Raw genomic sequence first — 2,925 nt, forward strand, 5'->3', positions numbered from 1 at the left:
CCCCATCATTGGCACCGCGAGAACATTGGCAATCAAGCCATAGCCGGCGATCCGGTTGAAATGCGCCGCCGCCACCGGTGCGGTCGCCATCCCGGCCAGAAATGAGGTGAAAATCACCGTCAAGACCGGAATTACCCAAGCCGGAATCCGCCCCGGTCGCGCGCGTCCGCGCAAGCTGGAATAGCCGGCAATCAGCGCAACGGTCGCCGCAAATGACATCTGGAACCCCGGCTCCAACAGCGTTTCGGGTTGCGCCAGCAACAACACGCAAGCCGCCAGTGCGACCGACCGCATCGACAGCGCGCGCCGGTCAAACAGCACCGCGCCCAGCATCACCGCGACCATGGCAAAGGCACGCTCCGTCGCGACATTGCCACCCGAGAGCAGCAAATAGACCGCACCCGCGAACAACGCCAGCACCGCCGCCACATTCTTCGAGTTGCAACGCAACGCCAGCGGCGGCACCAAAGCCAGCCCATAGCGCAGCGTGGCAAAAATGAACCCGGTCAGCAACGCCATGTGCAGCCCCGAAATCGCCAGCAGATGCGACAGGTTGGCGGCCCGCAGATCATCCTGCGCGGCCCGGCTTATCCCGATCCGGTCGCCCGTCACAAGCGCAGCCGCAAAGGCACCGGGATCCCCCGCGATCCGCGTCTCCACCGAGACGCGCAACCTTGCGCGCAGCCGGTTGATCCATTGCGCGCCCGGCGCAGGCGGTGCCAGAAGCAACACCGGAACGCGGGTATAGCCCACCGCGCCCAATCGGTCAAAGAACGCCATGCGGCGAAAGTCGAACCCGCCCGGCTCCACCGGGCCATCGGGGGCAGAGAGATGGGCAGTCGCGATGATGGTCTGCCCCGGTTCCGTCTGCAAGAACCGCTGATCGCCGTGCAGCGAAATGCGCACCCGCGCCGGCAGCCTGCCGGGTGCGGTCCGTTCCAGCACCACGCGGTCCAGCGTCAGGCGCAATTGGTCGGATTGGGAGCGGTCAATGGCGACAATCCGCCCCTCCACCGCCCCGTAATAGCGAAAGCCAAGCACCGGGGCGTTGACCCAATGTGCCCGCACGCCCGCCGCCAGCATGCCAAGCAGAACGCACACCAGTCCGATGGCCAGAGGTTGCAGCGCCTCTGGCCCCCATCGCGCCGCGATTCCAGCGCCGATAATCCCCACGCCAATCGCGGCATAACCCGGCAGCCCCGGCTCCTCCACCAAGCCGAACCAGACCCCGATCCCGACCCCGATCAGCACGGGCACCCAAGGGAACAGCAGCCCGCGCGCCGAGGCGAGCCACCCGCCGCGGAAGACGAGAATCGCGGCCAACCTGCCCACCTTGTTTCTGCCCCCGTGATTGCCTAGACACGGGGCCAAACATACATCCATCCTCGTTTCCGAAAGGTTAACACCCGCCATGTCCGCAGCCCGCCGCGAAGATCGCCCTGTTGTCACCCGCATCGCCCCGTCGCCGACCGGTTACATGCATATCGGCACCGCGCGCACGGCGCTGTTCAACTGGCTTTTCGCACGCGGTCGCGGTGGCAAATTCCTGCTCCGGATTGAGGATACCGACCGTGAACGCTCCTCCCCCGAGGCAACAGCCGCGATCCTGAAAGGCATGACCTGGCTCGGCCTTGACTGGGACGGCGAAGCGGTCAGCCAATTCGACCAGAAAGACCGTCACGCGGCGGTGGCGCATGAGATGTTGGCCAAGGGTGCGGCCTATAAGTGCTTCTCAACACAGGAAGAAATCGAAGCCTTCCGCCAGGCTGCCACCGCGGAAAAACGCTCCACCCTTTTCCACAGCCCTTGGCGCGATGCCGACCCGGCGACGCACCCTGACGCGCCCTATGCGATCCGGATGAAAGCGCCGCAAACCGGCGAGACGGTGATTGACGACAAGGTGCAGGGCGCTGTTACTTTCCGCAATGATCTGCTGGATGACATGATCGTCCTGCGCTCTGACGGGACGCCGACCTATATGCTGGCAGTGGTGGTGGATGACCATGACATGGGTGTGACCCATGTGATCCGCGGCGATGACCATCTGGCAAATGCCGCGCGGCAAACCATGGTTTATGACGCGATGGGGTGGCAGGTTCCGGTCTGGGCACATATCCCGCTGATTTTCGGCCCAGATGGCAAGAAACTCTCGAAACGCCATGGTGCAACCGGGGTCGAGGAATATCAGATCATGGGCTATCCGGCGGCAGGAATGCGCAATTACCTGACCCGGTTGGGGTGGTCGCATGGTGATGACGAATTCTTTACCACTGGTCAGGCATTGGAGTGGTTCAATCTGGAGGGAATCGGTCGTGCGACGGCACGGCTGGACTTCAAGAAACTGGAAAACCTGTGCGGGCAGCATATCGCCGCGAGCGACGATGCTGCGCTGCTGCATGAATTGGAGGCGTTTTTGGCGGCGAGCGGGAAAACCAAGCTGACATCGGCGCAGCGTCACAAGCTGCTGGCTGGCATGTATTGCTTGAAAGAGCGCGCGAAGACATTCCCAGAACTTATTGAAAAGGCAGAATTTGCATTGAATGACCGCCCGGTCCTTCCCGATGTGGCCTCCGCGAAATCACTTGATGTGGTATCCCGTGGTATACTGGAAACATTGCCGCCGCGCCTGCAAAGTGTTAGCTGGACCAAGCAAACGCTGGAGCCTATTCTGACAGAACACGCCGCCGCCAATGGCATCGGATTTGGCAAACTCGCCGCACCGATACGGGCCGCCCTGGCAGGCCGCAGTGCGACGCCGAGTGTCTATGATATGATGTTGGTTCTGGGGCGGGACGAAACCATTGCCCGCCTGCAAGACGCCGCCTGAACCGCGACACGACGAAGGCGACCAGGGATTGAAGACAGCATGCCCCTTCACCGCGCGGGGGTCCAACCGAAAAGAGGGATGAACATGGCAGAAACGAC

Annotated in this window: 2 protein-coding genes; one reads left to right on the forward strand and one right to left on the reverse strand. The window is 62.7% G+C overall.

Annotated elements, in window-relative coordinates:
* Positions 1–1,323: ComEC/Rec2 family competence protein (locus tag L0H65_RS17490; protein ID WP_301460503.1), on the reverse strand; the 1,323-nt coding region annotated here is incomplete at its 3' end.
* An 88-nt stretch (positions 1,324–1,411) separates the two neighbouring features.
* Here L0H65_RS17490 and gltX point away from each other — a divergent pair.
* Entirely contained in the window at positions 1,412–2,827 is a 1,416-nt protein-coding gene (gene gltX, locus L0H65_RS17495) for a glutamate--tRNA ligase (RefSeq protein ID WP_301460504.1), read from the forward strand.
* The last annotated feature ends 98 nt before the right edge of the window (positions 2,828–2,925 follow it).

It is taken from the genome of Pseudorhodobacter sp., from assembly GCF_030452865.1.
Taxonomy (GTDB): Bacteria; Pseudomonadota; Alphaproteobacteria; order Rhodobacterales; family Rhodobacteraceae; genus Pseudorhodobacter.